This window comes from Chryseobacterium arthrosphaerae (assembly GCF_001684965.1).
Lineage (GTDB): Bacteria > Bacteroidota > Bacteroidia > Flavobacteriales > Weeksellaceae > Chryseobacterium > Chryseobacterium arthrosphaerae.
This window is the reverse complement of the sequence record NZ_MAYG01000001.1, coordinates 1,880,633-1,905,994: the sequence shown is the minus strand read 5'-3', so window position 1 is coordinate 1,905,994 and position 25,362 is coordinate 1,880,633. Positions and strand designations below refer to the sequence as shown.

The window sequence follows — 25,362 nt, the reverse complement described above, 5'->3', positions numbered from 1 at the left end:
TACAGATGAGAAATGTCAGATTATTGATGGTGTTGCTGTGTTTTAGCTTATGTTCTAAAATGCATGCACAGCAGTATTACGACGGGCAATGGAAAAAGATTATGGAAAATAGCAGCAAAGGAGCCTATAAATCTAATCTTCCCATTATTTTAGACATACAAAAGCAGGCTATGAAAGAAAATAATGCACTTCAGCTGATCCGCTCCCTGAAAGCGGAATTCAATGTGGTCAATCAGACCGTAGATGACGAGCAGAATGATTCGGCATCAAAATTTTTCAAAAAACTCCAGGAAACGGAAGGGAAACTGAAAGGAGAAGATAAACTGGTGTACCAGGTGCTGCTGAGTACCTTCTTTATCAATTACTATGAGCAGAATATGTGGAGAATCAACGGAAGAACTAATATCAATTCCCAGGATATTTCCCAGATTGAAACATGGAGTAAGCTTGATTTTAAAAACTACCTGCAAAAAACTTATCAGGAGCTTGATCTGCAGAAACAGGAAATGAGAAAAATTGCTTTGAAAAAATACAGCAGCCTGTTCTCTGAAAATAAAGATATTGCTTTTTTCCCTACATTGTCTGACTGGTATTCCCTGAAAAGAATAGACTTTTTATCATCAGGTTTTCTATGGACGAAAAATGAACTTGCAGAAAACCGTACCAGGGTCAATGCTATTTATGATGATCTGATCGCTCAGAACTCAGGCAATCCGAAACTGTATTTTATGAAGGAAAAGCTGATCCGTAACTGTGAGGCAAATTCCTGTAAAGATAAACTGGAGCAGCTTCAGAATCTGTTGAAATCCAGTGAAAACGGAGATTATAAAGTGATCATCATGGCAGATATTATGGACGAACTTCTTGCTAAAAAGAAAGCCAAAGAAGCACTCGAAACAGCTGCCCAGGCTAAAAGCCAGTATCCGAAATCTCCCTATCTTGAAAACATTAAAACCAGGGAAGAGCAGACTGTCAATCCTTTACTGACGATTAAATATGAATCTCAGACCCAAAGCAACCTGCCCATTCATTTGGTAGCACAATACAAAAATGTGACGGAATTCTCTTTGAATATTTATGAAGTAAAAGAAGACTTTACCTCATTGATGCAGTATGTGCAGAATCCCTATTCCAATACATTTGCAAAAGTTAAAAAAAATCTGGTAAGAAAAGAAACCTATCAGCTGTCTGACCCTAAAGATTATCAGCTTCATAAAACATCACTGGAGATCAAACCGCTTCCGTCAGGAGTATATGTGGCTGAATATACCGTTGCCGGAGCAGATACAAAAGACAGGGATTCCAGACAGAACTTTTACTTCCTGGTTTCCGGAAACAGAATTATTTACCAGTCTAAAACAGACAGAAATCCGCTTTCCGATGAAATGAAACTGGTAAACAGTGAAAACGGAAAACCGGCCACCAATAAAAATATTACTTTCTATGAATTTGTTTCGGGCAAAACGTTGAACAAGCTGGAAGGTAAAACGAATGAAAAAGGAACTTTTAAATTTCCTGCCACTGCCAGTAAAGAATACTACAGAACTTATCTGATTCAACAGCCTGAAACAAATGATTTCCAGATCATGCAGGTATACGGAAATACAGTATATGATGCCAATTATAACCCCAACAGGCAGACCCGTTCCACGGCACAGATTTTTACAGACAGAGCGATCTACCGTCCTGGGCAGACTGTTTACTTTAAAGTCATCAATACCAGAATAGAAAATGAAGTGGAGGCCGTGGTTTCCGGGTTGAAGCAGAAAATTGACCTGCAGGATGTCAATGGACAGGAAGTGTCTTCACAGGACTTCACAACCAATGAATTTGGTTCTTACCACGGCAGTTTCATTCTTCCCAAAGGAAAGCTGAACGGGGTATTTTATCTGAGAACAGTTGGAGAGCCAAGAGGGTATAAGGACATCAGGGTTGAAGAATACAAAAGACCTAAGTTTGAAGTAAGCTTTGATCCTGTAAAAGAGGAATACAAATATGGGCAGACCATAGAACTGAAAGGAAAAGCAAAAATGTTCTCAGGAGTAGCGTTAAGCAATACTACAGTAAACTACGAGATCAAAAAACGAAATATCAGATGGCGTTATTTCTGGTGGTACCCACAGGATAATGATAATGAAAATTCAATTCTGGGTGAAGCGAAAACCAATGAAAAAGGGGAATTTGTGATTCGTCTGGATCTTAAAAAAGATGAAAACCTGGAAGGAATACAGATCGATAATTATGAGGTCAATGCTTCCGTTACAGACATTAACGGTGAAACACAGTCTGCTGAAACACAGTTAAAAGTGGCTTCAGTTTCCCATTACATCAAAGCAGATGACATTAAAAATGCATTCAGTGACGAAAATGTAAATTTAAAGGTAGAAACCAAAAACTATAACGAACAGAACCTTAAAAAATCCTATCAGGTAAAACTGTCAAAACTGGCGGCTCCGGACAGGATTTTCAGAGAAAACTTTAAAGCAGAGATTCAGGATTTGCCGAAATATTCAAAAGAAGAGTTTATCAGCAAATTCCCGCATGACCTTTTTGATAAGAATGATGAGATCAAAAACTGGAAAACCTCTTCTGTTATTCTGAATGGAGCAACGCGAAATGAGGAATCTCTTGACCTCGGGAAACTGGACGCAGGAGATTATCAGCTTGAACTGTTCAATATCGAAGGAAAAGACACCATAAAATCTTCTCAATATTTCAGTATCTGGGATAAAGGAGCTTTGAAACCGTCTCAGAAAACATTCCTGACCGTAATTGCACCTAAGGGAGAGGTATCAAGGGGAGAAAAAGCTAAAGTATATGTATTTTCCGCGATTCCTGATGCTTTGGTAAATATTTTTGTACAGGACGGATCAGGAAAAACCATTTCAGAAACTCTTCCTCTGAAAAAAGGAGTTCTGGAATATATGGCTGACATTCCTAAAGATAAAAGTGTTTCTGATCTGAACCTTCAGTTTCAGATGGTGGCCTTCAATGATGTGAATACAGAATCAGTCACTTTGAAAATAAAAGATACCGAGAGCCCTTTAAAAATAGAAACCGTTACTTTCAGAGATAAGCTGGAGCCTAATGCAAAAGAGAAATGGACGGTAAAGGTAACCGGAAATGACAAAGAGAAGATCAATGCCGAAGTACTGGCGAATATGTATGATATGTCTCTGGATCAGTTTGCTGTGAACAACTATAAATGGAACAGGCTCTATGCTCCATACAGAAGAATTGCATCCTATGCTGTCAGAAACTACCTGGAGGAAAAAACCTATCAGAAGAAAATGAGATATTTCAATGAGAATTATATCATGCCTCCTGACTTTAACTGGTTTGATGGAGTGGATAATTTTATAGCTTTACAAGGATATGCAGCAGGAGCAGCAGCGGAAAGTGTGATGAATGCAGCATATTCACCGCCGCCACCACCATCTTCGACAGGAAGGAAAGCTAGTGTGGCCATGAAGAGTGCTGCTGTTGAAGATCGAATTGTAGCTATTCAGAATGTTGTTCCTGCTCCTGTAAATGCACCTAAAGTAGATGCATTCCCACAAGAACAGCAAAACCAGGAAAGTCTGGAAAAAGTGGCCGTTCGTATGAACCTGAATGAGACTGCTTTCTTCTATCCGGATCTGAAAACCGATGCCGAAGGGAATGTCAACTTTGAATTCACTTCTCCGGAAGCCCTCACCAAATGGAAACTGATGTTCCTGGCCCACACCAGAGATGCCAGGGCTGCTACCCTTCAAAAAGAGGTGGTAACCCAGAAAGAATTCTCTGTAACGCCAAACTATCCTAGATTTTTAAGAGAAGGTGACGAACTGAACCTGCAATCCAAATTATCAAACCTTACCGATAAGAAGTTAAGCGGTTCAGCAGAATTACAAATTCTGGATGCTTTCACCAATGAAAATATCTCTTCAGAATTTGGAGTGAATTCAGGTGTACAAAACTTCAGTTTAAATGAAAATGGAAACGGGGAACTTACATGGAAACTGAAAGTTCCGGATAATGTGTCATCCATCATTCTGAAAGTGGTTGCAAAAGCAGGGGCATATTCTGACGGTGAGCAACAGGCTGTAGCGGTACTGCCAAACAGAATGCTGGTAACGGATGCCGTTCCGGTATTTGTGAAGGAAGGAGAGACCAAAACATTTGTTCTGGATAACCTTAAAAATAATACTTCTGCAACGGCTTCTAACGTTTCCAATACCCTGGAACTGACAACTAATCCGATCTGGGAAATTATGTTTGCACTTCCAAGCCTGAAAAACGATCAGAATAATTCTGCCGATGTAATCTTCAATAAATGGTTTGCCGATGTGCTGGCTTCTGAAATCTTTAAAGCCAATCCGAAGATGAAAACTGTTTTTGAAGAATATCAGAACAAAGGATTATTGAATTCAAACCTTGAGAAAAATCAGGAGCTGAAACAGCTGCTACTGGAAGAAACCCCTTGGGTGCTTGAAAGCAAAAATGAAGGCGAGCAGATGCAGAAACTGGCACTATTGTTTGATGCCAATACGATGAGAAATTCTATCAGCCAGGATTGGGATGATTTCAGAAAACTGCAGAATCCGGACGGAGGTTTCTCATGGTATGCAGGCTATCCGAGCTCTTACGGAACATCATTATATATCCTTAAAAACTTAGGAAAGATCAATACCTGGTTAAAAGATAATGTGAAAGATTATCAGAGTGCAGACCAAAAAGAACTGGTTACAAAACTGATTCAGTATCTGGATAACGAAATCAACAAATATGCTGATGTGAAAAGCAAAAACATCTGGACCAACTGGACGCTTGATTATCTGGATACCCGCAACTACTGGGAAAAACAATATCCTTTGAAAGGAAAAGGTGCTGCGCTGAAAGTTTTGGTAAAACAAAAGGCAAAAACAGCTAAAATCACAGACTTTACTTTCTTCGGATTGCACCGTGCAGCACTGCTGATGAATGATTACGGATTGAAAGACGTTTCCGGTAAACTGATGACCTATCTTAAAGAAACTTCTACAGATACCCAAACACAGGGAGTATACTGGAAGCAGAATTTAAATGACTGGGGATGGTTTGGTTCCAAAGTGGTGAATCACGCAGGAGCATTGGAAGCATTCAATACACTGAGACCTGCCGATCAGAAGTTTATAGAAGACATGAAGATCTGGCTGGTTACCCAGAAAGAAGTGAATGCATGGGGAAGCTCAAGAGGAACAGCCGAAGTGATCTTTACCATTCTGAATTCAGGGAAGTCCTGGACAGGAGCTGAAAGCGACAAAGCAACAATTGTATGGGGCGGAAAAGAACTGGCTCATCAGACTCAGGCTACAGGTTACGTAAAATCTGCCGTGAAAACAGAAACTATAGACAAAAACCTGGCAACAGTTACTGTTACCAAACCAGGTCCGGGAATTGTTCAGGGTGGTTTATTCTGGCAGTATTATGAGGATCTGGATAAGATAAAATCTTCTGAAAATTATATTTCCGTAACCAAAGAACTTTACAAAAAAGTAAAAACAGTAAACGGGGAAGAACTTCAGAAAATTTCATCAGAAACTCCGTTGAAAGTAGGAGATAAGGTCACTGTAAGAATGATCCTGAATACAGACAGAGCGATGGAATTTATCCATATTAAAGATATGCGTGCTGCAGGGTTTGAACCTACAGACGCCCTGTCAGGTTATCAGTGGAAAAATAATTTAGGGTATTATCAGTCGACAAAAGATGCCTCTACCAATTTCTATATTCAGTATATGCCGAAAGGAAAATATGTTTTTGAATACGATGTGGTAGCTAATGCATCAGGAAAATTCTCCAACGGAATTACGACGATGCAAAATTATTATGCACCACAGATGAATGCTCACACCAAAGGAACTAATGTGACCATTTCAGAATAATGTATAAGAACTGCAGTAATTTTACTGCAGTTTTTTTTAGATTTCAAATAAAAATAGAATTAAATCGATAAATCAAACAATTGTTTAATTTTGGAATGGTTTTTGGAATTTGGGTAGTATAAATTAAAAAAATTATTAAAAGATGAAATTTTCTAAAACTTTAATCGCAGGATTGATATTGATGGCAGGAGTAAACGCTTTCGCACAAAAGAAAGCTGAAAAGTTTGAAAAACTGCAGATTGAAATGTTCCCAAAAGCTAAAGAAGGATATAAGCAGGTATATATTCAGCTTCCCGTTGCAAAAAATGAAGCCGACCTTAAAGTAGAGGTTTTCGTTGGAACTGAAAAAATGTTAGACTGCAACAAGTACTTCCTGATGGGAGAAATGAAAAGCCAGGATCTTCAGGGATGGGGATATAACTATTATGAAGTAGAATCCAAAGGAGAAACAGGAGGTACACTGATGGCTTGCCCGGGACAGAAACTGACGAAAAAGTTTGTAACCCTGAAGCCGGAAATCGTAAACTACAACAGTAAGTTGCCATTGGTGTTTTATGTACCGAAAGATATTGAAGTACGTTACAGAGTACTACGCCCTGACAACACGATGAAAAAAGCAGTTCAAAGATAGAATCAGCTTATTATAACTCTATAACGAAGGCTCCCCACATCACTGTGGGGAGCCTTTTTTTGATTTTAATAATCACTAAAAATAATTCGTTAATACTGCGGATTTTTCAATGAAAAATAAGTCTACAGTTTTTCATTCGGCAGGAATTTTTAGCATAACAGACTTTAGTCGTTCCTATTGAATACAGATAACGAACTCATTCTAATTAAAGCTTTATTAATCTTATTGTTTCCATTGCCATTGCTGAACGAAGTGCCCTTGCGAACTTCAAGATGGGGTATGATTAAACTTTGCAAACGTTGCGTTTAAATTTTGGCTAAAGCCGTTCGAATGATTATTTTTAGCATAACGGACTAAAGTCCGTTCCTATTGAATGCGGATAACGAACTCATTCTAATTAAGACTTTGTTAATCTAATTATTTTCATTGCCATTGTTGAACGAAGTGCCCTTGCGAACTAAAAGATGGAGTATGATTAAACTTTGCGAAGGTTGCGTTTAAATTTTGGCTAAAGCCTTTCGAATGATTATTTTTAGCATAACGGACTAAAGTTCGCTCTTATTGAATACGGATAACAAACTCATTCTAATTGAGACTTTATTAATCTGATTGTTTTCATTGCCCTTGCTGAACGAAGTGCCCTTGCGAACTAAAAGATGGAGTATGATTAAACTTTGCGAACGTTGCGTTATTAAAAATTAGAAACATTTTATTTTTGAAATATTCAGACAGATTAAGACATCCAATGGTTAATAATATCAACTTTCCATCCCTCAGCAGTTCTTTTGATAAGATAGGTCAGGCCTGTCGTAGTGCCTTCAATCATAAAAATATAGGTGTCTTTCTTATCATCACAACGGAAAATTTTGCTGTAATACGTTTTGAAGCGGTTCATATAGTTAAACTTACTGTATTCCGCATATTCTTTTGAGGTCAAAAAAATAATTTTTTCATCAATGGGCTCCATGCCTTTCAGATTTTCATCATCAGTCACGATGATCCTGTAATCCAATGAATAGACAAAATCCTTTTTTCTTTCGGGAAGTTCTTCCCTCTGCTTCTTCAGGTCCTCTTTAAATGTTGCCAGTGGGATGAAAAATTCTTCATGGAAGGGATTCTGATGAACAGTAATGTTATAGTTGCCATACATAATACCCTGGAGGAGTTTTGTGAAATCATTTTCAGGTGTTTTATATTTGGGGTTGTTATCTTCCGCATCACTGATGCCGTCACCGTCTGTATCCTTTGAATAAGGATTGGTAAAAAGCTTTCTGTTTTCTTCAATATCATTGATGCCGTCTCCGTCAGAATCTTTTAAAATTTCAGAAAGGTCAAAAGTCAGTAAAGCATTGTCTTTTACAATGGCATATTCAGGGGAAGCTCCATAAACATGATGTTGGGTCATCCGGGTGATATCTGCTTCAATCTGAAGATGATTTTCATCCTTCCACAACGGATATCCGGAATTGCTTTTTAAAAAATAATGCTGATTGGCAACAAGTCCGGTAAAATAATTTTTCCACGTTTTCCCGTTGTCTTTCGAAATCCTCAGATAATAGTCATTGGATAAAAATGAATCTGTGGTATAGAGTATAGCGACTGTTCCGTTAAGCTGGCCGGTTTTTACAATAAGCGGAATAGGAATATCACTTACTTTTTTATCAAATTCCTCTTGTCTGATGGCATATATTGCATCAAAATTATCATAAGGCAGATCTTTCGTTCTTTGCTTCACCGGATCAATGATGTTTTTTGAATGAGCATTTTGTTTGATATACTTTACCGATATATATTGAAAGGGTGGAGTGAGGGCCTCTTGTTCCGTGACAGGTCTGAAAGGGAAATGGGAACTGGAAAGGCTGTCCTTCAGTTTTTCGAACTGAATGCACTTGCAGCCTAGTGTTTGCTGAGAAAAAATCAGGCAAAAAGGAAACTGTAAAAGTAGAGTTATCAGTTTTTTCAAAGTTTTTTAGTTTTTAATTAAGATTTAAACGGATCGGGCAAAACTTTATTTTAAAGAGCGTTATATTTAAACAGATTTTAAACTTGTTTTAAATTCACTGTTTTGTGGGATTATGATTAAGGATTTAAACATTTTTTGCATTATATTTGTTATAAACATAAACCATGAAAAACAATTTATTGATTTTTACGTTTAGTTTTTTGGCTTTCCCTGCTTTGGGATGGGCACAGTCTGCTCCCGATTTTAAGGAACTTTTAGACAGTGCCATGGTTCGGGATTCGAACCTCAAAATGCAGATGACCCAAAATAAACTTACCGATCTCGACGAGCATAAGCTGAAAGATATTTTCCTTCCTACTTTGGAACTGAGCGGAAAAGCCGGGTATCTTAACGGTACTGCAAGACTTACCTCACCGGAAATTAATCTCGCTCCTTTTATTAATATCCCTGAAGGCGCATTCAACAACAATTTCAATGTATCAGGATTCTCAGGCGTAGCTAAAGCTGATGCCAAAATGCTTCTGTATTCCGGAGGTAAGGTAAAATACATGAAGAAAGCTGTTGAAGAAAAAAAGAAATCTGAAGATATCCTGCTGGAGAAGACAAAGGATGAGGTGGTAGCTGCCATTTCCAAAGCTTATGATCAGCTGGCATTGATTCACCAGTCCAGAAAAGTACTGGATGAAAGTACAAAAAGGCTTGATATCAATAAAAAAACAGCAGATAAAGCATTAGGTTACGGACTGATCACTCCTTATGATCATAAGAAAATTGAACTTGCCCAGGCCACTTTAAATGCGAAGGTTATAGAATATGAAGGGAAGAAAGAACTGCTTCTTACCCAGCTGTATATTTTAACAGGAATTGACAGGGAACGTCTCAGAATGATTGATCCTGTACTGTCACCGGTAGAATTGCTTTCTCCTGAAAAAGGAATAGAGCAGAGAGCGGAAATCCGGGCTCTTGAGCATGGGATTGCAGCAGCAGATTACAAAATAAAAGCTGAAAAAACATGGATGATTCCAAAAGTGCAGTTAATGGCCTCAGCATACTACATCGGGCTTTACGGTAACCATATCAAAAGTTCTGAAAACATTATTCCGGCTGTACCGATACTGGGCTATGAAGGTAAAAAACTGGACTGGAGACCTAATAATATCAATGTATTCCCTCTGATTACAGCTGGAGTAGGGTTCAAGTGGGAGATTTTTGATGGTAAAGAAGGAAAACATGCAGAAGAAACTGCCAAAGTTGGGAAAGAAATGCTGCAGAACCAGAAAGAAGATGCTTTAAAAAAACTGACACTGAACCAGGCCAACAACCAGACCAACTATAATATTGCCTCTGCACAGATCACCCTGAAAGCTAAAGAAAAGGAACTGGCAAAGAATGCACTGGTACAGGCTGAAAAAGAGTTCAGGTACGGGATGAGCAAGTCTTCACAGCTTATTGATGCCGAAAATGATCTGGAAGCCGCTGAACTGGAATATCAGAATGCAGTTTTTAACCAGAGAAGAGCGGGAATAGAACTGATGAGATCTACCCAGGAGCTGGATATCACCAAACTTTATTTAATCCCTTAAAAATTAAAATGATGCATAAAAATATATCTGTACTCTTTGCTGCTCTGTTGATGCTGGGGAGCTGTGACAAAAAAGATGAAAAGATCAAGGAACCTGAAGGAAAAACTAAAAAAGACGTGATCTCTTTTGCCCCGAAGGTTACCGGAAGAATCTTAAAAATATATGTCTCTGAAGGGCAAACTGTAAAAAAAGGAGATACCCTGGCACAGCTTGATGTCCCGGAAGTTTCTGCCAAAATTGCCCAGGCCCAGGGGGCTGTGAATGCAGCTACAGCTCAGGAGCAGATGGCAAAGAACGGAGCTACCGCAGATCAGATGAGACAGCTGCAGGCCAAATATAAAGGCCTTAAAGAACAGTACGAATTCGCTCAGAAATCTTACAGAAGAGCCAATAATATGTTCCGTGACAGTCTAATGTCTCCACAGGCTCACGATGAGGTCTATGCAAAGCTTCAGGGCGCAAAAGCGCAATATGATGCTGTAGTGGCGGAACTGGACGATGTGCAGAGAGGAACCCGCTTCGAAAAAGTAGAGATGGCGGCCGGGCAGGCTTCCCAGGCGAAAGGGGCGTTGCAGGAGGCCAACGTGGCCTATTCGGAAAGATACATCATCGCTACCAACGATATGGAAATAGAAACCATCAGCCTGAATACCGGAGAATTGGCGACAGCCGGTTTTGCTTTATTCAATGGCTATATCCCGGAAAGCACTTATTTCAGATTTACGATCCCTGAAAGTGCCATTTCCAAATACAAAAAAGGGCAGGAAGTTAATATGCAGGTGGTTTACAATAAAGAAAACCTGACAGGGAATATTGTGTACATCAAGCAGCTTACCAAGTATGCGGATATTACCACTGCTTACCCTGATTATCAGTTGCAGGATGCGATCTATGAGATCAAAGTAAAGCCTAAAGATATGAACAGGGCCAAAGGTATTCTGGTCAATGCAAATGTTATTCTGAAATAATATAAATGGAAGTAATGGGTCTTCAGAAGTGAAGTTTTCATAGCCATTTAAAAATATAAAAATATACAGATGAAAGAATTTTTCCGTCTTTTAAAACGTGAGTTCAAACTTTTTATCGGCAATTCTACCTTACGGACAGTGTTCTTTTTGGCACCGGTCTTTTATGCAACCTTGCTGGGGTTTGTCTACAAAAGCGGAAAAGTTGAAAATACACCGGTACTGGTTATCGACAGGGATAATACCCCTTTGTCTAATCAGCTGACGGAAATGCTGGATGATAATAAAAGCATCAGAATCATCAGGTACCTGCAGGAGCCTCTGAGCATCAAAGATGAGGTGATCAGGCATGAAGCGGCAGCTGTAGTGATCATCCCTTCAAGATTTGAGGGCGATATGCTGCAGAAGAAATATCCCGAACTGAATGTTTATATCAATACCGGAAATGTTTTAACGGCAAATTTTGCCTCCAAGGCACTTCAGCTTACGATAGGTACTTTCTCCGCCGGAGCATCCATCAAAGCCCTTCAGAAAGCAGGGATGCCTGCAGCAAAGGCAGCAACCCAATATGAGCCTTTCAAAGCCAATTATATTACCCTTTTCAATACCACCGGAAACTACCTTATCTTTATGTGGCCTGCCATGCTGGCAGTTGTTCTGCAGCAGGTGATCCTGCTGGCAATGGCTGTAAGTTTTGCCGCCGAATTTGAAAGAGGATCTTTTGTAAAAGAATATGCTAAAATGAAGAAATGGGCATTCCCTACAATGCTGATCAAGGTTATTCCGATCTGGGTATTTTCTATTCTTATCGTAAGTATATATTATTTCATGCATATGATCTTCAGGGTTCCGATGCCGGAAGGAATATTCAATTTTATTCTCCTTACTTCGGTTTTTGTAGGATCCGCATCATTCCTTGGGGTATTTATCAGTATTTTGATTCCGGATGCTCTGAAAGCGACTCAGATCCTTATGGTTATTGCTTCTCCGGCATTCATTATCAGTGGTTTTACTTGGCCATTGAACGCAATGCCTGCTTTTGTTCAGTTCATTGCCAATATTATTCCGCTAACCCCGTTTTTACAGGCCTTTAAAATCTTATTGATCCAGAAAGGTTCTGTAGAACTTACTTTCCCTTACCTTAAACACCTGAGTATTCTTGTTGTGGTATATGCCATTCTGGGCTGGATTGCTCTAAAGATCAAACTTTGGCTGATCTTCAAAAAAGCAGCTCCACAGGCAATAGCAGCGGAAGGAACTAAATCAGTAAAAATGGAAGTAGGGTCATAAAGGCTGCAGTCTTTGTTTAAGGTTGTATACAACCACCCCGGTCAAAATTCAATAACGATTGAAGCAGAATATTGCCAGGTACAGAACAACTTTTACAACTGTAAATACCCTATTTTTTTCCACTGGAACTCCGAAACCTTCAGCGACAACTCGTATCTCGACTCCCTCTGTCAAATCACCGTAATTTTTATTCTACTGTTACAATCAAACAAAAAAACTGATATATTTGTCTGTAGTAAATTAGAAAAAATATGGAAAATGTATTTGATGCCAAAGATGCTCAAAACTATATTGATAGAATCAACAGACTTGTAGAAGATACCCACGGATTATGGGGAAAAATGACAGTGGATCAGATGTTGGCACATTGCTGTATTACTTATGAAATGGTATATGAGCCGGAAAAACATAAAAAACCGGGATCTATTGCCAAATTCATTTTAAAAACTTTCGTAAAACCTAAAGTAGTGGGTGAAAAAGCTTACCCCAGAGATTCACCTACGGCGCCTCAGTTTTTGGTAACCGGCAGAAAAAACTTCCATGAAGAAAAAACAAGACTGATTGGTTTTATCCAAAAAACTCAGCAATTGGGAGCAGAAGCTTTTGATGGCAAAGAGTCATTCTCTTTCGGGAAACTGAATGCTCAGGAGTGGAACAATATGTTTGCCAAGCACCTCAATCATCACCTGTCACAATTTGGAGTTTAGAACAATCATCATATGAAAAAAAATTTATTACTTTTTCTTTTTGCTGCCCATTTTGTATGGGGACAGATGCCGGATATTTCAGCTACCTGGCTCAATAGCAGCAAACCTTATATAGGTACAATCGGAAATAAAGGTCAGGAACTTAAGCTGAAAATCAATATTGCCGAGCAGAATAAAAAGAATGACCAGGAGTATTTTGTTTCGGGATATTCTCTTGTAGATACCAACTATGCAAAATTTGAAGGGAAGATTACCATTTCAAAATATAAAGATGCCAAGAAGCAGGGAACCGTATTTGGTGAATATGAGCTGGCTGAGGAGAATAAAGGCAAACATTCCGGGCTTTTCAAAGGTAAGTTTGTTTACAACTTCAAATGGAACAGAAAAACCGAAAAGGTGGAAGAGGAAAATATAGAGCTCACCGGCGACTGGAAAAGCTATGACGGAACACTGGAATTCAAAACCCATCTGAAAAACCGGTAATCATGTTGAGACGAATAGCAGCCGTACTCATAGGGCTGATTACAGGCTCTGTCTGCATCACAGGCATTGAAAAAATAGGACATTCTCTGTATCCGCCTCCGGTGGGTGCAAAAGACGGAGATATGGAAGCTTTGAAAGCTTATGTATCCGAAGCCCCTTTTATGGCTCTGTTTTTTATTATTCTGGCCTATGCAGTAGCGGCACTGGTGTCCGGATTTACAGCCTCAAAAATTTCCAATGACCGGAAGCCTACTGCAGCTTTGACGTGCGGTATTCTTTTTTTACTGATAACTATTTATATGATGGCTTCTTTACCTACTCCCATCTGGTTCTGGATTTTAGGAACTCTGGTTTGGGGATTGGTTTTTGTAGGACATCAGCTTGCTTTAAAAACTAAAAAAATATGAAATTAGGAGCATTCTCAATCAGTCTGAGTGTAAAAGATCTTCAGAAATCCAAAGATTTTTACGAAAAACTGGGCTTTACAACAATGGGAGGGGCTACAGAACAGAATTACCTGATCATGAAAAACGGATCTACACTTATAGGACTGTTTCAGGCAATGTTTGATGGTAATATGCTTACCTTCAATCCGGGATGGGATGAGAATGCACAGAATCTTGAATCCTTCGATGACGTGCGGACCATTCAGAAACATCTGAAGGAAAACGGAGTGGAAATTGACAGGGAAGCTGATGAAACGACTTCCGGACCTGAGTATATCTACCTGAAAGACCCGGACGGAAATATGATCCTGATCGATCAGCACAGATCATAAACGGTGTAGAATATTATTAAAAAAACTTAACTATAAAAAACAATCATGGCAACAGTAAACGTTTATTTGACATTTAAGGGAAACTGCAGAGAAGCATTCGATTTCTATAAATCAGTTTTCGGAGGAGAATATCCTTATATCGGAACTTTTGGAGAAATGCCTCCAATGGAAGGAAAAGAAATGCCTGAGGAAGATAAAAATAAAATCATGCACGTTACCCTTCCGATCTCTAAAGAAACCGTATTGATGGGAAGTGATACAGGAGGTGAATGGTCTTCAGGTTTCAAAGCAGGAAACAATTTCTCTATTTCGATCAATGCAGAATCTAAAGAGGAAGCGGGAAAATTATTTGACGGGCTTTCTGCAGGCGGGCAGGTTACAATGCCACTGGCAGATACCTTCTGGGGAGCTTATTTCGGAATGTTTACCGATAAGTTCGGGATCAACTGGATGGTCAACTATGATGATCCGGCGAAAATGCAGCAGCATCCATAAGATTATTGTGATTTAAAAATGTATTGATAAAGCCCGGCAGATTTCTTTGCCGGGCTTATTGTATAAATTGAAGGAATGAAACAGCAGATAGAATTATTGCTTCTTAATGATTTTGTAGCTTTGGGATTCTGTACTCATGAGATAGATTCCATCGGGCAGGCCGGTAATATCCATTTTATTCTCACCTTTTACAGTTTCGGCTGATTTCACAAGCTTTCCGGATGGGTCGTATAAACTAACCTTACTGCTTTTCTCCATATTCAGATGAAAAATTCCTGAAGTGGGATTGGGGTACACATTGGCTTTTTGTTGTGAAAGGACTTCGCCGGTTCCCAATGTTGAAAATTTAGTCCATGTAAAAGCATCCAGGCACATATATAAATAGGCTCCGGTTGACTGCAGCTGGATCTCATCAATCACAGTATTGCTGTAGTTCTGATTATTCAGGTTGGCCAGATCAATCAGCGTAAATCCGTTATTGATACCTGTTGTTCCTATTGTAGCATTGAATGTTGTATTGAACCCCGATGTCTTGGTGGTGGTAAACTTGGTGACTCCGCCGAGTTTTCCTGTAATGATCAGCGTTCCGGATGAGGTAGATTGATTTAAGGAGGTATTGCTTAAAAAGACCCAGAATTTTGATACGGTAAAGGCAGAACTGCTTTTGATACCGAAAGAAGGTGAATTGATATTGGTGGTCCCGGTATTGTCGATATAGACATCATCATTGGCTGTTCCGTTCCATCCGGTATTGGCATAATTGGACTGAATTCTGAAAGTTCCGGCATATGAAACAATATTGAAAACATATCCATTGCTGATAAAGGAAGTGCTGCCTCCCGGTGACGTTTCAAAAGTGACTGTGGTTGTCTGTGCCTGCACCGGTGTACTGTTGCTTAGGAAAATAAAGATTATAAAAAAGATAATTGCTTTCATGATATTGATTTTTATAGTTAGTGTTTTTGATAATTAAAGAATATATCTGAACTTCAGGAGTGTTCTTCGCCTGTTCGGTATCATATTAAATAATACTCCAAAGTAACGGGGAAATAATGGGTGAAAACAGCGTACAAAATTCCGAATTGTAAAACACGTAGAAATACGTATTTCTAACTTTCCATATTGCTTTATTTTTGAAGAGAAAAGAGGGAAATGGAAGTAAATGAAAATAAAATAAACTTATTGAGCAAAATAATTGGTTTTTTCATAACTTGGAGAAATACTCTTACCGGATTTAGACTTACTATTATATAACATTTAAAAACAAGTAAACTATGGAATTACCTAAACATGCAGTACCATTGGAAGATGCCCAAAGATGGATTCAGAACTGGCAGACAAGAACAGACATTACAGGCACTGAGATCAAAGCACATATGATTCCGCCAAAAGATGTGTCTGATATCTTCACCAAAGATCCGAACGTGATCAATCTTCGTGGTTACAATGCAATCAATGATGATAAAGAATTTAAATTTCTTTTGGTGGGCGTAGATATTCTTGGCGATGATATGGTAGATTATGAGAAAGGATATTATATCTATGATATGACAACACCCTGCCCAAGCGTATGTTCAAGGGTACAATGGCTGGATCTGTAATCTAAACTGAAGATCATTGGATCATTGGATTGAAATATTGTCATTAATAGGAAAAGGCATTCTGCTGATTAATCTGGCAGTATATTGTATAGGCTTTTCCGGATCTGGAAGAGCTTATACATTTTTTATAGGTTATCTGGCCTGGATACTGATATGCGAGATCGTATTTTATGTATTGAATTATCAGAAGATCAATAATCTGTTTTTTTCCCATTATTATCTGATTGGTCAGTTTTTGTTGCTGGGACTTTTTTTTCATGAGATTTTAACTGAGAAGTATCAAAAAAAAACGGCACGGTTCCTTTTAATAGGTATTCCTTCGGTACTGGTTGTTCAGTATATCATATATCCGGAGAAATATCATGTATTCAACTTATTTGAAATATTTGTCACTTCCTATTCAATTATTATTCTGGCATTGTTTCATTTGTATAATACGCTGGATGCCCAAAAGAAATACAACTACATATGCCTGGGACTCTTACTGTATCTCATAAGCAGTACCGTGATATTCCTGTCCGGAAATCTGTATACGGTGATGAACCGGCAGCTGCACAAAGAAATCTGGGTATTGAATGTGGTCATGTTTATCGTTTACCAGATTTTTATTTTCGCTGAGTATTTCTTTTCCCGAAGAAAAAATGTGTAATTACTGTTATGATCTTATAAAATGAATGAAAATACAATTATCTCCACCATAGTCTATACTTTTTTAGCATTTACATTACTGGCGGTTACCCTGGTCATCTTTTATTATTTTTCCAATAAAAAAATAACGAAAAACCTCCTTCAGAAAAAAGAACTGGAGATCAGATATGAGAAAGACCTTACCCATGCTATCATAAGTTCCCAGGAGAAAGAACGGTTGCGGATTGCCCAGGATCTGCACGATGACATCAGCTCAAAGCTGAGTGTCGTATCCCTGAATATTCACCTGCTGGATACCGATAGCTTAACACGGGAAGAATATACTGAGCTGAAAAATAAAATTATCAACCTGGTTAACACCACAGCAGAAAGTGCCAGACAGATTTCTCACGATCTGCTTCCACCGGTCCTGGAAAAATTTGGTCTGCATGCGGCAATAGATGCACTGTGCTCAGAAATTAATATGTCTAAAACCGTACAGGTTTCTTATTCCAACAGCCTGTATTTTGCCAAAGCGGAAGATGAGAAAAATTTGCATATCTTTAGGATACTTCAGGAACTGATCAATAATTCCGTAAAACACGGGGAAAGTACCCGTATTCAAATTGAATTTAAAGGAAAAGAAGGAAAAAATACATGTATTTATAAAGATAACGGAAAAGGATTTGATCCTGAAAAAAATGCTCTTAAAGAAGGATTGGGACTGCGGAATATAAGAAGCAGGGTAGAGCTGATCAACGGAACACTAAGGATAGAAAGCGAAAACAGGAAAGGAATTACTGTAGAATTCACATTTTAAATCTGATTAAAGATGGAAAAAGATAGCATTCGCCTGATGATCGTAGATGATGAAGCCCTATTTCGTCAGGGAATTTCATTATTGGTCCAAAGAGAGACAGATATCGTGCTGGTCCGTGATTTCAGCAACGGAAAAGAACTGCTCGATACCCTTACCACCCTTGAAGAGCTGCCGCATATCATCCTAATGGATCTCAATATGCCGGAAATAAATGGGGTAGAAGCCACCAAACAGGTTCACATCAGATATCCCCAGATCAAAATTATAGCCCTTACCAGCTACAATACGAAAGCCTTTATCGTTAATATGATTCAGTCGGGAGCGTGTTCTTTTCTCAAAAAGAATTCCAGCCCTTCAGAATTACTCAATGCCATCCGGGAAGTACATCAGAAAGGATTCTTTTATAATCCCGAAGTGATGGAAGCCCTGCATGAGAATCTTACGGAACCTAAAAAGAAAGTCTCCAGTATTTTCGATGCCAACCACATTTCAAAAAGAGAAAAAGAAGTGCTGGAACTCATCTGTAAACAGTACAGTACCCCTGAAATTGCAGACCGCCTTTTTATAAGTTCCAGAACGGTAGAAGGGCATCGCAACAGCCTTCTTCTGAAAACCGGAGCTAAAAATACAGCCGGTTTAGTGGTATACGCCATAGAAAGCAAAATTGTAGATACAAATTATCTGAAAGACCGCTTCAACTAAATTTTATTGATATTTTCTGATTAAATTAGTCTTTGTTTTTGAAATAAACAGAGAAGATACGGCTTGCCTGTGAAAAGCTGTATCTGAAGACAAAGCGTATACAATCAACCGACTGAAAATACACTGAAAAGATGAAATTTACAATTGAAAATATCAAAGCGGAACATCAGAAAGTAAAAACCGGAGCAGATTTCCCACAATACATCCGGGCGATAAAAGACCTTGGAGTTTCCCATTATACAGCCAGTGTTGCTGACGGAAATACAGAATACTACTGTACAGATGAAAGCTCTGTACAGACAGGAAGTAAATATGATACCCTTACCATTTCCCAAACATTTACATCTGGAAAATTTTAAAACAAGACTAAAGCTGCACCAGCAGGGCAGTACAGATTATATGACATTCTGTAATGATTGTGCCGTAAACGGAATTGAAGGCTGGAAGATGGATCTGAATGCCATGACCTGTGCTTATTTTGACAAAAACGGAAAAGAAATTCTCGTTGAACAGATACCTGCATGATATGTAATGGGGTTGGGAATTCTCTGATTCACTTCCAATGCTCCATACAGGCCATATTGAATATTTGTTTGCTATTATTGATTTAAAGTATTAATTTTGTTTAAAACGATAGACAATAGTAATTACAAACATGAGAAAGATTTTTACGAAGCTGGCTGTTACGGTATTAGGATTTGGGTCCATATTGGCGTTTGCACAAAAAAATGATCTGGGAGCCTGGTATATGTACTTTGGAAATAATAAGATCAGTAAGAAGCTAAACTGGCATAATGAAATCCAGTACCGGAACTTTGATGCGATCGGAGATCTGGAACAGCTTTTAATCCGTACGGGGATAGGATATGACCTGACCGAAAACAATAATAACGTTTTATTGGGATATGGTTTCATTCTGAGCCAGCCTTATGTAAACGGAGAAAAAAAAGAGAATATTGAGCACAGAATTTTCCAGCAGTTTATTACCAAACAGAAGTTCGGCCGTTTTAATCTTCAGCATCGTTACCGCCTGGAAGAACGTTTCCTGGAAGATGATTTCAGAATGAGATTCCGTTATATGCTGGGAGTGAATATTCCGATCACTCAGAAAGAAATGCTGCCCAAAACACTCTATGCATCCGTTTATAACGAAATCTTTTTACATTTTAACAGTCCGGTTTTCGACAGAAACAGGGTATACGGAGCTTTAGGCTATGTCATCAACAAGAATATGAGGATAGAAGCCGGATATATGAACCAGCTTCAGGAAAACAAAAACCGGGGACAGATTCAGATCGGGTTTTATAACAATATCCCGTTTACCAAAAACTAATGAAAATGATGCTGAATGCTGATGAAAAAAATATCTGAAAAATAAATGATCATTAACTAATAAAAATAAACACATATGCATTCAGGAAAAAGATTCGGAGCACTTGAATTTGCCACATGGACAAGACGAAGCATTTATGCCCTGACCGTTTTGTCTGCTATTCCTACAGTTTTATACTTCTTAGGATGGACGTTCTTATCCGTTCCGTGGCAGCCCATTGCCATTATGGGAACCGCAGTAGCCTTTATCGTAGGATTTAAAAATAATGCAAGCTACAGCAGATTATGGGAGGCAAGACAAATCTATGGAGCCATCATTAATGACAGCCGGAGTTTCGGTTATATCCTGAGGGATGCCCTGGTTTCAAAAGATCCGGCTAAAGTAAAAGAAATGTTTCTGCGTCATTATGCATGGCTTACCGCTCTTAGATTTCAGCTCAGGGAACCGAGAGCATGGGAAAATATGGGAACTTCCCAGTTTGATGAATATGCAAAAAAATATGACATTCCGGAAAGGCTTTCCAAACTGGATGAAGAACTGAAGCAGTACCTTCCGGCAAGTGAACTTCAGTATATTTTGAGCAAAAAGAACCGGGCAACACAGCTGATGGCCAGCCAGAGTAAAGAATTGTCTGAAGCCTATGAAAAAGGAGAAATCAATGATTTCCAGTGGACGCAGATCAATCAGCAGCTGGTAAAATTTACAGACAGCCAGGGAAAAGCGGAAAGAATTAAAAATTTTCCTTATCCGAGAAACTTTTCGTCGATCACTACTTATCTTTTGCTTTTATTCATTGTTTTTGTCCCTTTTGGATTGTTAAAAGAATTTGCTAAGCTGGGAGACGGTACCATGGTAGAAGGCTGGACGTTATGGTTCAATATTCCCTTTTCTCTGTTGGTGACATGGTGCTTTCATACGCTGGACAGTGTAGGTGAAGCTTCAGTAAATCCGTTTGAAGGGAGTCCCAATGATGTTCCCATCACCCAGATCAGCCGTACCATCGAAATCGATATGAGGGATATGCTGGATGAATCTGATCTTCCTCCGGCGATCGGCCCGAAGAATAATATTGTGCTGTAATGAACTGAGAGGCGAAAAACTTTATGAACCTCAGAGCTGATAAGGTTTTAAAAGATCTTTCAATCTCAATAATAAAAAAATAATACTTAAAAAAACTTAATCAAAATGATTCACAGCTATGTTATAATATCCATTGTAGTATTACTGTCTGTAATGATATTAGTAATGATCGGGCAGAAGCTGAAGGTAGCTTATCCGATCTTTCTTGTGATTGCCGGATTGCTCATCAGCTTTATTCCGGGAATGCCACGGGTGGAAATAGAGCCTGATCTGGTATTTCTTATCTTCCTGCCGCCTATTTTGTTTGAAGCGGCATGGTTTACGTCCTGGCAGGATTTTCATAAATGGAGAAAACAGATTTTTTCTATGGCTTTCGGGCTGGTATTTCTCACCTCAATAGTGGTTGCCTATCTTTCATCTTCCATTATTCCGGGTCTTACTCTGGCGATGGGATTCCTGTTGGGAGGTGTCAATTCCCCGCCTGATGCGGTAGCAGCCACTTCGGTATTGAAGCATATGAAAATTCCTAAAAAGATTACCAATATTTTGGAAGGAGAGAGCCTTATTAACGACGCATCCAGTTTGATTGTCTTTAAATTTGCTCTGGCAGCGGTGATTTCCGGACAGTTTATCTGGAGAGATGCTGTTCAGGACTTCTTCACTATGGCGATTGGAGGAATTGCTGTAGGAGTAGCTGTAGGTTTCCTGTTTGGAGCACTACTGAAAATCATTCCTACAAACTCCAATATCGATACCATTATTACACTTATTGTTCCTTACATCATGTATGTGGGAGCAGAGCATTTCCATTTTTCAGGAGTATTGGCGGTAGTATCGGGCGGATTGCTGATGTCTTATAATTCACACTGTTATCTGAGCCATACATCGAGGATTCAGTCGGGAAATGTCTGGAGCGTATTAATATTCCTGATGAATACCATTATCTTTATCCTTATCGGGCTGGAACTTCCTATCGTTGTTGAAGGGATGCAGGAATACACCATTTCTGACGGGATATTTTATAGTGTAGTGATTGGAGGAGCCATCATTGCGACAAGAATTTTGTACAGCTATGCCCTGATGTATTTCCCAAGGGTTTGCTCCAAAGAACTGAGGTTAAAAGTTCCCAAACCGGATTGGCGGGAACCGTTCATCATCAGTTTTGCTGCGATGAGAGGTGTTGTATCCCTGGCGGCAGCTTTGTCTATACCTGCATTTCTTCCCAATGGAGAAGCATTTCCACACAGAAATATCATTTTATTTGTAACTTTCGTTATTATACTGATCACGTTGGTAGGGCAGGGATTACTGCTGAGTCCAATTCTTAAACTGTTAAAAATACAGGATGCTGGAAGTGAACTGCCGGAAGAAAAACAGGAAGTAATCCTGATGCGTAAGTTGAAAGAGACAGCTTTACACAAACTTGAAAATGATTTTTCTGAGCTGGCTGTAAGCAACAGTCTGGTACGTCATCAGAAACATAAGCTGGAAAATGAAATGATGCTGATGGCAGATAAGGCCCAATGTATGGCTTCTACAGGAGATTATGTGACAGCGATCAATGAAAATAAAGATGTATTGCGTCAGATCATCCAGGCCCAGAGAAACGAGCTGCACAGAATGAAACGGGAGAAAATATTTGATGACCATGTGATGCGGACCATTGAAATGCAGCTGGATTTTGATGAGGCAAAAATCACCGGATTCTCCCACGGATAATAAGAAATTTGACATAAAGTAAAAGTCAGCGACAAAAGTCATAAAAGAATTTAGGCTAAGTTTAAGATTAAAGCTAACTTGCATTCAGCAGGATTTAAACTTGAATAACGAAAATGCTTAAAAACTTTTGTGGCTTTTTTGCTTATAAAAATAATCCGGTATCCTGGTAAAATTGTAACAATATGAATACACCAATCACCGTTCAATACAAAATAAATGCTCCGGTTGAAAAGATCTGGAAGGCATTGACTGATAAAACTGAAATGAAACTCTGGTATTTCGATATTCCGGATTTTGAACCTGAAGTCGGAAAACAGTTTAATTTCTATGAGCCTGGCGGAGAAAATAAATTCCACCATCAGTGCGTGATCATAGAAATTGTTCCTCTTCAGAAATTGAAACATACCTGGTCTTATCCTGACTTTTCAGATCAGAAAACAATGGTAACATGGGAACTTTTACCGCAGGATGATGCTACAGTAGTAAAATTTACCCATGAAGGAATCGAAAACTTCAGTGGTCTCGGTGACAGTTTCTCCAGAGAAAGTTTTACCGGAGGCTGGAATGCCATTATTGGGCAAAGTTTAAAGGAATACTCAGAAAAAAACAGCTTATGATCAAATTACAGCCTTTTACCCTTGATGATGCTGAGGTACTGATCTCAAAAATAACAGATGAAAGAATGCTGCTGCAGTTTGCCGGTCCCATGTATCAGTTTCCTCTTACCGCTGACCAGCTGGAAGAAGATTTACATGATCCAAACAGAACATTGTTCAGAATAGTGGAGCAGACTGATCATACTGTAATAGGACACGCTCAGATCTTTTTGAAAGAAGAGACATTTCTGCTGGGAAGAATTCTGATCTGGGATGAAAACAACAGGGGAAAAGGATATGGAAAAAAAGTAATGAAAGAACTCCTGAAATACGGCTTCAGTCATTTTGACAGAAAAACAGCGGAGCTGAATGTATACGACTGGAATACCGGAGCTATTGAATGCTATAAAAAAGCAGGTTTTGCCATTGATCCGGACATAAGGAAAGAAGCGGTGATTGATCAGGAAACATGGGTTTCCCTTAATATGAAAATCGATAAAAAAACTTTTGAACTACAGGAATCATGATACAGTTTACAGGACTCCGGCCGATTCTCTGGACTGAGAATCTTGATGATACGATAGGCTTTTATATGCGTGTCCTCGGTTTTACCCTGATGGGCAGAAACGATGACTGGCAGTGGGCTTCCCTCCGCAAAGATGAGATCTATATCATGCTTTCCCAGCCAAACGAACACGAAAAAACTGCCGGTATTGGCTTTAGCGGATCATTTTATTTTAATGTCAATAAAGTGGATGAACTTTGGGAAGACCTTAAAACAAAGGCCAGAATCTGTTATGAAATTGAAACTTTTGAATGGGGAATGAGGGAGTTTGGAATCTATGATAACAACGGTTATATCCTTCAATTTGGTGAACCAACCGATAATATTGGCAATACGGAATAAAATTTGCTATTTTTGGGGAAATATTTAGAAAGTCAATGAAAAAAAATATAATAGCGGGTTTCGCAGCGATTTTATTACTGGCATCTTGTAACAAGAATAAAGAAATTCTTGATACATTAAATACGTATAATACGTCAATGGAAGCAAAAGGATACCACTTCGGTGATAAGCTGGAGCTTCCGAAAGAAGTGACGGAAAATGCAGAAAGCGTAACCATTAGCTTCGGAGATAAAGAAACAAAAGATTTAACGGTTGATCCCAAGTTTTTTACATTAGGGGATAATGCCGTTACTTTTAATATCAAAACAAAAGGTGGAGAAGTATTGAATCAGGATGCTACCATCAATGTATTTGCAAAAAATCCTGAAAAAAATATTGCTTACCAGATCGTGGCAGAATATCCTCATGATCCTAAAAACTTTGTACAGGGGTTCCAGATCGAAGGAAATACCATTTATGAAAGTGATGGCCAGAACGGTTCTTCCCAGATCCTGAAATATACCCTGGGAACTACAACACCGTTAGCTTCTACCAAACAGGCCCCGGAAGATTTCTCAGAAGGAAGTACAATTATTGGGGATAAAGTATACCAGCTGACATGGCAGAGCAAAAAAGGATATATCTATGATAAAAATTCTTTAAAGCTCATTTCTGAATTTGCTTACCCTAATGTTTTGGGGGAAGGATGGGGATTGACGTATGACGGAAAGAACCTGATCGCTTCTGATGGAAGTAAACTTTTGTATTTCCTTGATCCTAACGAGCCTTCAAAAGTGATCAAATACATTGCCGTTGCAGGAAGTACACAGGCTTATGATCAGTTGAACGAGCTGGAGTATCACAATGGCTTTATCTATGCCAATGTATGGCAGAAACCAATCATTTTAAAGATAAATCCTGCTAACGGAGAAGTCGTAGGAACATTTGATTTCACAGAAATTGCCAGACAAAATACCAAAGGAAGTGATGATGTACTGAACGGAATTGCCTTCAAAGGAGAAAATATGCTGGTAACCGGTAAAAACTGGCCGAAGATCTATGAAGTTCAGATCAAATAAAGTAAAAAAATGACTTACAGATAAATGATAGCGTTCCTTAGGAGCGCTATTTTTATAAGGATATAAATGGTACCTTTTTGGGAAATGAGTGTATTTCTAAAAAATACTGTTGGCTGAG

25 protein-coding genes are annotated in these 25,362 nt (G+C 38.8%); 23 read left to right on the top strand and 2 right to left on the bottom strand.

Annotated elements, in window-relative coordinates:
• The first annotated feature begins 5 nt into the window (after positions 1–5).
• Positions 6–5,906 carry an alpha-2-macroglobulin family protein gene (locus BBI00_RS08765; protein ID WP_065398402.1) on the top strand — a complete coding sequence of 1,967 codons (5,901 nt, stop codon included), beginning with the start codon at positions 6–8 and terminating at the stop codon, positions 5,904–5,906.
• 142 nt (positions 5,907–6,048) lie between these two features.
• Entirely contained in the window at positions 6,049–6,537 is a 489-nt protein-coding gene (gene eco / locus BBI00_RS08760) for a serine protease inhibitor ecotin (RefSeq protein ID WP_065398401.1), read from the top strand.
• A 733-nt stretch (positions 6,538–7,270) separates the two neighbouring features.
• On the opposite strand, the gene BBI00_RS08755 is transcribed toward eco, so the two are convergent.
• Positions 7,271–8,500: a thrombospondin type 3 repeat-containing protein gene (locus tag BBI00_RS08755; protein ID WP_065398400.1), complete on the bottom strand. Its 1,230-nt coding sequence runs from the start codon at positions 8,498–8,500 to the stop codon at positions 7,271–7,273.
• Between the two features lie 164 nt (positions 8,501–8,664).
• On the opposite strand from BBI00_RS08755, the gene BBI00_RS08750 reads away from it, so the two are divergent.
• The 8 genes from BBI00_RS08750 to BBI00_RS08715 all read left to right on the top strand — a co-directional run bounded on the left by BBI00_RS08750 (position 8,665) and on the right by BBI00_RS08715 (position 14,801).
• Positions 8,665–10,083, top strand: coding sequence for a TolC family protein (locus BBI00_RS08750; RefSeq protein WP_065398399.1), 1,419 nt, complete (start codon positions 8,665–8,667; stop codon positions 10,081–10,083).
• A gap of 11 nt (positions 10,084–10,094) precedes the next feature.
• Entirely contained in the window at positions 10,095–11,051 is a 957-nt protein-coding gene (locus BBI00_RS08745) for an HlyD family secretion protein (protein WP_065399681.1), read from the top strand.
• A 69-nt stretch (positions 11,052–11,120) separates the two neighbouring features.
• Positions 11,121–12,338: an ABC transporter permease gene (locus tag BBI00_RS08740; RefSeq protein WP_065398398.1), complete on the top strand. Its 1,218-nt coding sequence runs from the start codon at positions 11,121–11,123 to the stop codon at positions 12,336–12,338.
• Positions 12,339–12,589: 251 nt separating this feature from the next.
• Positions 12,590–13,045, top strand: a complete 456-nt coding sequence (locus BBI00_RS08735; RefSeq protein ID WP_065398397.1) for a DUF1569 domain-containing protein — start codon at positions 12,590–12,592, stop codon at positions 13,043–13,045.
• Positions 13,046–13,057: 12 nt separating this feature from the next.
• Positions 13,058–13,528, top strand: a complete 471-nt coding sequence (locus BBI00_RS08730; protein ID WP_065398396.1) for a hypothetical protein — start codon at positions 13,058–13,060, stop codon at positions 13,526–13,528.
• Positions 13,529–13,530: 2 nt separating this feature from the next.
• Complete coding sequence (locus tag BBI00_RS08725; protein ID WP_065398395.1) at positions 13,531–13,935, top strand: hypothetical protein; 405 nt, start codon at positions 13,531–13,533, stop codon at positions 13,933–13,935.
• On the top strand, positions 13,932–14,306 hold the full coding sequence (locus BBI00_RS08720; RefSeq protein ID WP_065398394.1) for a VOC family protein: 375 nt from the start codon (positions 13,932–13,934) through the stop codon (positions 14,304–14,306). Before BBI00_RS08725 ends, BBI00_RS08720 begins: the two co-directional genes overlap by 4 nt.
• A 45-nt stretch (positions 14,307–14,351) precedes the next feature.
• On the top strand, positions 14,352–14,801 hold the full coding sequence (locus tag BBI00_RS08715; protein WP_065398393.1) for a VOC family protein: 450 nt from the start codon (positions 14,352–14,354) through the stop codon (positions 14,799–14,801).
• 93 nt (positions 14,802–14,894) lie between these two features.
• Here BBI00_RS08715 and BBI00_RS08710 read toward each other — a convergent pair whose 3' ends face one another.
• Entirely contained in the window at positions 14,895–15,737 is an 843-nt protein-coding gene (locus BBI00_RS08710; RefSeq protein WP_065398392.1) for a T9SS type A sorting domain-containing protein, read from the bottom strand.
• 338 nt (positions 15,738–16,075) lie between these two features.
• Here BBI00_RS08710 and BBI00_RS08705 point away from each other — a divergent pair, with 338 nt between their 5' ends.
• The 13 genes from BBI00_RS08705 to BBI00_RS08650 all read left to right on the top strand — a co-directional run bounded on the left by BBI00_RS08705 (position 16,076) and on the right by BBI00_RS08650 (position 25,244).
• Positions 16,076–16,402 carry a hypothetical protein gene (locus BBI00_RS08705; protein WP_065398391.1) on the top strand — a complete coding sequence of 109 codons (327 nt, stop codon included), beginning with the start codon at positions 16,076–16,078 and terminating at the stop codon, positions 16,400–16,402.
• Between the two features lie 16 nt (positions 16,403–16,418).
• Entirely contained in the window at positions 16,419–17,051 is a 633-nt protein-coding gene (locus BBI00_RS08700; RefSeq protein WP_083988462.1) for a hypothetical protein, read from the top strand.
• A gap of 21 nt (positions 17,052–17,072) precedes the next feature.
• Complete coding sequence (locus tag BBI00_RS08695) at positions 17,073–17,849, top strand: sensor histidine kinase (RefSeq protein ID WP_065398390.1); 777 nt, start codon at positions 17,073–17,075, stop codon at positions 17,847–17,849.
• Between the two features lie 12 nt (positions 17,850–17,861).
• The gene (locus BBI00_RS08690; protein WP_065398389.1) at positions 17,862–18,551 is read left to right on the top strand and encodes a response regulator transcription factor; all 690 of its coding nucleotides are present in this window, start codon (positions 17,862–17,864) and stop codon (positions 18,549–18,551) included.
• A 131-nt stretch (positions 18,552–18,682) separates the two neighbouring features.
• The gene (locus tag BBI00_RS23660) at positions 18,683–18,910 is read left to right on the top strand and encodes a DUF1398 domain-containing protein (RefSeq protein WP_262487246.1); all 228 of its coding nucleotides are present in this window, start codon (positions 18,683–18,685) and stop codon (positions 18,908–18,910) included.
• A 40-nt stretch (positions 18,911–18,950) separates the two neighbouring features.
• Positions 18,951–19,076 (top strand): DUF1398 family protein, encoded by a 126-nt coding sequence (locus tag BBI00_RS23765; protein WP_394363633.1) that lies wholly within the window; start codon positions 18,951–18,953, stop codon positions 19,074–19,076.
• Positions 19,077–19,206: 130 nt separating this feature from the next.
• On the top strand, positions 19,207–19,884 hold the full coding sequence (locus BBI00_RS08680) for a DUF2490 domain-containing protein (protein WP_065398388.1): 678 nt from the start codon (positions 19,207–19,209) through the stop codon (positions 19,882–19,884).
• Between the two features lie 75 nt (positions 19,885–19,959).
• Positions 19,960–20,964 (top strand): bestrophin family protein, encoded by a 1,005-nt coding sequence (locus BBI00_RS08675; protein ID WP_065398387.1) that lies wholly within the window; start codon positions 19,960–19,962, stop codon positions 20,962–20,964.
• A 105-nt stretch (positions 20,965–21,069) separates the two neighbouring features.
• On the top strand, positions 21,070–22,683 hold the full coding sequence (locus BBI00_RS08670) for a Na+/H+ antiporter (RefSeq protein ID WP_065398386.1): 1,614 nt from the start codon (positions 21,070–21,072) through the stop codon (positions 22,681–22,683).
• 182 nt (positions 22,684–22,865) lie between these two features.
• Complete coding sequence (locus tag BBI00_RS08665; RefSeq protein WP_065398385.1) at positions 22,866–23,300, top strand: SRPBCC family protein; 435 nt, start codon at positions 22,866–22,868, stop codon at positions 23,298–23,300.
• A complete protein-coding gene (locus BBI00_RS08660; protein ID WP_065398384.1) occupies positions 23,297–23,806 on the top strand; it encodes a GNAT family N-acetyltransferase in 510 nt (169 codons plus the stop codon). The genes BBI00_RS08665 and BBI00_RS08660 overlap by 4 nt, the downstream gene beginning before the upstream one ends.
• Positions 23,803–24,186, top strand: coding sequence for a VOC family protein (locus tag BBI00_RS08655; protein ID WP_065398383.1), 384 nt, complete (start codon positions 23,803–23,805; stop codon positions 24,184–24,186). Before BBI00_RS08660 ends, BBI00_RS08655 begins: the two co-directional genes overlap by 4 nt.
• 35 nt (positions 24,187–24,221) lie before the next feature.
• The gene (locus BBI00_RS08650; RefSeq protein WP_065398382.1) at positions 24,222–25,244 is read left to right on the top strand and encodes a glutaminyl-peptide cyclotransferase; all 1,023 of its coding nucleotides are present in this window, start codon (positions 24,222–24,224) and stop codon (positions 25,242–25,244) included.
• The last annotated feature ends 118 nt before the right edge of the window (positions 25,245–25,362 follow it).

Coding starts and splice junctions, on each gene's coding strand:
- BBI00_RS08735 (WP_065398397.1), top strand. CDS start 12,590: ATGGAAAATGTATTTGATGCCAAAGATGCTCAAAACTATATTGATAGA.
- BBI00_RS08705 (WP_065398391.1), top strand. CDS start 16,076: ATGGAATTACCTAAACATGCAGTACCATTGGAAGATGCCCAAAGATGG.
- BBI00_RS08725 (WP_065398395.1), top strand. CDS start 13,531: ATGTTGAGACGAATAGCAGCCGTACTCATAGGGCTGATTACAGGCTCT.
- BBI00_RS08730 (WP_065398396.1), top strand. CDS start 13,058: ATGAAAAAAAATTTATTACTTTTTCTTTTTGCTGCCCATTTTGTATGG.
- BBI00_RS08740 (WP_065398398.1), top strand. CDS start 11,121: ATGAAAGAATTTTTCCGTCTTTTAAAACGTGAGTTCAAACTTTTTATC.
- BBI00_RS08715 (WP_065398393.1), top strand. CDS start 14,352: ATGGCAACAGTAAACGTTTATTTGACATTTAAGGGAAACTGCAGAGAA.
- BBI00_RS08665 (WP_065398385.1), top strand. CDS start 22,866: ATGAATACACCAATCACCGTTCAATACAAAATAAATGCTCCGGTTGAA.
- BBI00_RS23765 (WP_394363633.1), top strand. CDS start 18,951: ATGACATTCTGTAATGATTGTGCCGTAAACGGAATTGAAGGCTGGAAG.
- BBI00_RS23660 (WP_262487246.1), top strand. CDS start 18,683: ATGAAATTTACAATTGAAAATATCAAAGCGGAACATCAGAAAGTAAAA.
- BBI00_RS08765 (WP_065398402.1), top strand. CDS start 6: ATGAGAAATGTCAGATTATTGATGGTGTTGCTGTGTTTTAGCTTATGT.
- BBI00_RS08680 (WP_065398388.1), top strand. CDS start 19,207: ATGAGAAAGATTTTTACGAAGCTGGCTGTTACGGTATTAGGATTTGGG.
- BBI00_RS08675 (WP_065398387.1), top strand. CDS start 19,960: ATGCATTCAGGAAAAAGATTCGGAGCACTTGAATTTGCCACATGGACA.
- BBI00_RS08750 (WP_065398399.1), top strand. CDS start 8,665: ATGAAAAACAATTTATTGATTTTTACGTTTAGTTTTTTGGCTTTCCCT.
- BBI00_RS08720 (WP_065398394.1), top strand. CDS start 13,932: ATGAAATTAGGAGCATTCTCAATCAGTCTGAGTGTAAAAGATCTTCAG.
- BBI00_RS08655 (WP_065398383.1), top strand. CDS start 23,803: ATGATACAGTTTACAGGACTCCGGCCGATTCTCTGGACTGAGAATCTT.
- BBI00_RS08670 (WP_065398386.1), top strand. CDS start 21,070: ATGATTCACAGCTATGTTATAATATCCATTGTAGTATTACTGTCTGTA.
- eco (WP_065398401.1), top strand. CDS start 6,049: ATGAAATTTTCTAAAACTTTAATCGCAGGATTGATATTGATGGCAGGA.
- BBI00_RS08650 (WP_065398382.1), top strand. CDS start 24,222: ATGAAAAAAAATATAATAGCGGGTTTCGCAGCGATTTTATTACTGGCA.
- BBI00_RS08695 (WP_065398390.1), top strand. CDS start 17,073: ATGAATGAAAATACAATTATCTCCACCATAGTCTATACTTTTTTAGCA.
- BBI00_RS08745 (WP_065399681.1), top strand. CDS start 10,095: ATGCATAAAAATATATCTGTACTCTTTGCTGCTCTGTTGATGCTGGGG.
- BBI00_RS08690 (WP_065398389.1), top strand. CDS start 17,862: ATGGAAAAAGATAGCATTCGCCTGATGATCGTAGATGATGAAGCCCTA.
- BBI00_RS08710 (WP_065398392.1), bottom strand. CDS start 15,737: ATGAAAGCAATTATCTTTTTTATAATCTTTATTTTCCTAAGCAACAGT.
- BBI00_RS08660 (WP_065398384.1), top strand. CDS start 23,297: ATGATCAAATTACAGCCTTTTACCCTTGATGATGCTGAGGTACTGATC.